General features: G+C 72.1%; 1 protein-coding gene. It reads left to right on the forward strand.

Annotation, left to right across the window (positions count from 1 at the left end; genetic code table 11):
* The coding region (locus tag JK364_RS53900; protein WP_201858796.1) for a type I polyketide synthase at positions 1 to 4,365 on the forward strand (4,365 nt) is incomplete at both ends.

The raw sequence follows: 4,365 nt of genomic DNA on the forward strand, positions 1-4,365 counted from the left end.
CATCGCCTCGGCCGGTCTCCACGACCCCGCGCATCCGCTCCTCACCGCCGCCGTCCATCTGCCCGACACCGGTGGCACCGTCCTCACCGGGCGCCTCTCCCTGACCACCCACCCCTGGCTGGCCGACCACACCGTGTCCGGCGCCGTACTCCTCCCCGGCGCCGCGATGGCCGAACTCGCCATCCGCGCCGGAGACGAGACCGGCACCCCCACCCTGGAAGAGCTGGTCATCGAGCAGCCACTGGTCCTGCCGGACAGTGGCTCCCTGGACCTCCGGGTGGTCGTGGGCGGCCCCGACGAGTCCGAGCGACGGGACGTACGCGTCTACTCGCGCGTCGAGGAAAGCGCCCAGTGGACTGAGCACGCCACCGGCACGCTGGCCCAGGACACCACCGCGCCCCCGCCGCCCGCCGTGGCCGAGTGGCCGCCCGCCGGCGCCGAGCCGGTGGCCGTCGAGGGCCTGTACGAGCAGATGGCCGAGGGGGGTTACGACTACGGGCCGACCTTCCAGGGCCTGAGGGCGGTCTGGACCCGCGACGGCGAGGTGTTCGCGGAAGCCGCACTGCCGGAGGAGCAGTCGGAGGCCGCCGGCCGGTTCGGCATCCACCCGGCACTGCTGGACGCCGCACTGCACGCGAGCAACTACTGCCTGCCCGGGGAGCCCGGCAGCCGCATGCTGCTGCCGTTCGCCTGGAACGACATACGCCTGTACGCCACCGGAGCCACATCGGTGCGCGTACACGCCCGTTACACCGAGGACACCGGGCTCTCCGTGGCCCTGGTCGACGCGGCCGGAGGGCTCGTCGCGTCGATCGGCTCGCTGATACTGCGGGAGGTTGACGCAGAGCAGCTCGAAGCGCTGACCTCCACGTCGCTGAACGACGCGCTCTGGACGGTCACCTGGACCGAACACAGCGCCATCACCGCCACGGACGAGGTCCCCTGGGGCACCGTCGGGGACATCTCCCCCGCCCTCGCCACCGCGGAAGCCCCGGCCTTCGCCGATGTCACGGAGGTCGCCGAGGCCGAGGACCGGCCCACCCTGATCGTCGCCGACACCACCGCGTGGGAGTCGCGCGACACCGAACCCACCGGCCGGGCACGCGGATTGGCCACCCGGGCGCTGGACCTCTTGCAGCAGTGGGTGACACTGCCCGAGCTGTCGGACACACGGCTGGTGCTACTCACGCACGGTGCGCTGGCCGTACACGACTCCGCCGAGGTCACCGATCCCGCCGCGGCGGCGATCTGGGGTCTGGTCCGCTCGGCCCAGTCCGAACACCCCGGCCGCGTCCACCTCATCGACACCGACGGCCACTCGAACGACGCACTCACCACCGCGTTCACCACCGCGCTCACCACCGACCAGCCCCAACTGGCCCTCCGCGACAACACCCTCTGGGCGCCCCAGCTCACCGCCGCGCCCACCAACGCACCAGCCCAGCCACTCCCCCTCGATCCCGAGGGCACCGTCCTCATCACCGGCGGCACCGGCACCCTCGGTGCCCTCACCGCCCGCCACCTCATCACCCACCACGGCGCCCGGCACCTGGTGCTCACCAGCCGTCAAGGGCCCGACGCCCCCGGCGCGACCGAACTCGCCACCGAACTCACCCAACTCGGCGCACACATCCACATCACCGCCTGCGACACCGCCGACCGCGACCAACTCACCACCACCCTCGCCGACATCGACGCCGACCACCCCCTCACCGCCGTCATCCACACCGCCGGAACCCTCGACGACGCGCTGCTCACCGACCTCACCCCGCAGCGCCTCGACACCGTCTTCCGCCCCAAGGTCGACGCCCTCACCCACCTCCACGACCTCACCCACGACAACCACGACCTGGCCGCCTTCGTCGTCTACTCCTCCGCCACCGGCACCCTCGGCACCCCCGGCCAGGCCAACTACGCCGCCGCCAACACCTACATCGACGCCCTCATCCACCAACGCCACGCCGCCGGGCTCCCCGCCACCTCCCTCGCCTGGGGCCTGTGGGAAACCACCAGCGCCCTCACCGCCACCATGAACACCGGGGACCGCCGCCGCACCCACCGCGGTGGTGTCGCGCCCCTCACCGACGACGAGGGTCTCGCCCTCCTCGACAGGGCCCTGACCACCACCCACCCTCACCTCGTCCCGATCAAGATCAGCCCGGCCGCGCTTCGGGCCGACGACAGGGCGCGGCCCGTTCCCCCGCTGCTCCGCCATCTCGTACGGCGCCCCACGCGCCGTACGGCCCACACAGCGGCGCCCGCCGACACGTCGTCGCTCATGCGGCGGCTGTCTGCCCTCGACCACGGCGAACGGCTGCGCCACCTCACCGAGCTCGTCCGCACCGAGGCCGCCGCCGTGCTCGGACATACGACGATCGACAGCATCGGGCCGGACCAGCCCTTCCGGGAGGTCGGGTTCGACTCGCTGACGGCGGTGGAACTGCGCAACCGCCTCAACGCGGCCACCGGACTGCGGCTCCCCGCGACAGTGGTGTTCGACTACCCGACCGCCGCGATCGCCGCCGGGCACCTGCGGGACGAGCTGTTCGGCTCGACGCGGGCGGCCCCCACCGCTGTCACCGGCCCGGGGGCGGACACGGACGACCCCGTGGTCGTCGTCGGCATGGCCTGCCGGCTCCCCGGACGCGTGACCGACCCGGACGGGCTGTGGCGGCTGGTGGCCGACGGGGAGGACGGCATCGGGGCGTTCCCCACCGACCGCGGTTGGGACCTGGACACGCTGTTCGACCCGGATCCGGACCGGGTGGGCACGACCTATGTGCGCGAGGGCGGGTTCCTGGAGGGGGCCACCCGGTTCGACGCGGACTTCTTCGGCATCTCCCCGCGCGAGGCCGTGGCGATGGACCCGCAGCAACGGCTGCTGCTGGAGACCGCGTGGGAGACCTTCGAACAGGCCGGTATCGCCCCGCGGTCGATGCAGGGCAGCGACACCGGTGTGTTCGCCGGGCTCATCTACCACGACTACGCGACGAACGCCGGTGAGCTGCCCGAGGGGTCCGAGACCTATCTGAGCACGGGGAAGTCGGGGAGCGTGGTGTCCGGGCGGGTGGCCTACGCACTGGGCCTGACCGGTCCGGCGGTGACCGTGGACACGGCGTGCTCCTCCTCGCTGGTGGCCATCCACTGGGCGGCCAAGGCAGTGCGTGAGGGCGAGTGCTCGATGGCCCTGGCCGGTGGTGTGACGGTGATGTCGACTCCGGACGGGTTCGTGAGCTTCTCGCACCAGCGCGGTCTCGCGCCGGACGGCCGCAGCAAGTCCTTCAGCGAGGGCGCGGACGGCACCACCTTCAGCGAGGGCGTCGGGCTGGTACTGCTGGAACGGCTCTCCGAGGCGCGCCGCAACGGCCACGAGGTGCTGGCCGTCATCCGTGGCACGGCGGTCAACCAGGACGGCGCCAGCAACGGCCTCACCGCCCCCAATGGGCCCTCCCAGCAGCGCGTCATCCGGCAGGCCCTGGCCAATGCCAGGCTGTCGACCGCCGACATCGACGCCGTCGAAGCCCACGGCACCGGCACCGCCCTCGGCGACCCCATCGAAGCCCAGGCACTCCTGGCCACCTACGGACAGAACCGCCCCGCCGACCAACCCCTCTGGCTGGGCTCGCTCAAATCCAACATCGGCCATACCCAGGCCACCGCGGGGATCGCGGGCGTCATCAAGATGGTGCAGGCCATGCGGCATGGCGTACTGCCCAGGACACTCCACGCCGACGAGCCCACCACCAAGGTGGACTGGACAACGGGTGCGGTGTCCCTGCTCACCGAGGCCCGGCCCTGGCCGGAGACCGGACACGCCCGCCGCGCCGGTGTCTCCTCCTTCGGCGTCAGCGGCACCAACGCCCACCTCATCCTCGAACAGGCCCCGGAAGAAGCGGCCGCCGAAACGGAAGCCACAGAACCGGAGGCTCCCGGGCTGGTGGCCACGGGGGGCGCGGTGCCGTGGGTGCTGTCCGCCAAGAGCCCGGCGGGGCTACGGGCGCAGGCCGAGCGTCTGATCACCCACCTTCACGCCCATCCCGACACCGACCCGGTGGACCTGGGCTGGTCGCTGGCCACCACCCGCGCCGCGCTGGAACACCGTGCGGTCGTTCTCGCCACGGATCTCGACCAGGCGACGGCCGCCCTCACCGCCCTCAGCGAAGGGCAGCCCCACCCCAACCTGGTCACCGGGGAGACCGGCACCGACGGCAAGACGGTGTTCGTCTTCCCCGGCCAGGGAGCGCAGTGGACTGGCATGGGAGCCCAACTCCTCGACACCTCACCCGTCTTCGCGGCTCGCCTCCACGAATGCGCCGAAGCCCTCGCCCCCTACACCGACTGGAACCTCATCGACGTCATCACCAA

Source organism: Streptomyces endocoffeicus, assembly GCF_016741935.1.
GTDB classification, from domain to species: domain Bacteria; phylum Actinomycetota; class Actinomycetes; order Streptomycetales; family Streptomycetaceae; genus Streptomyces; species Streptomyces endocoffeicus.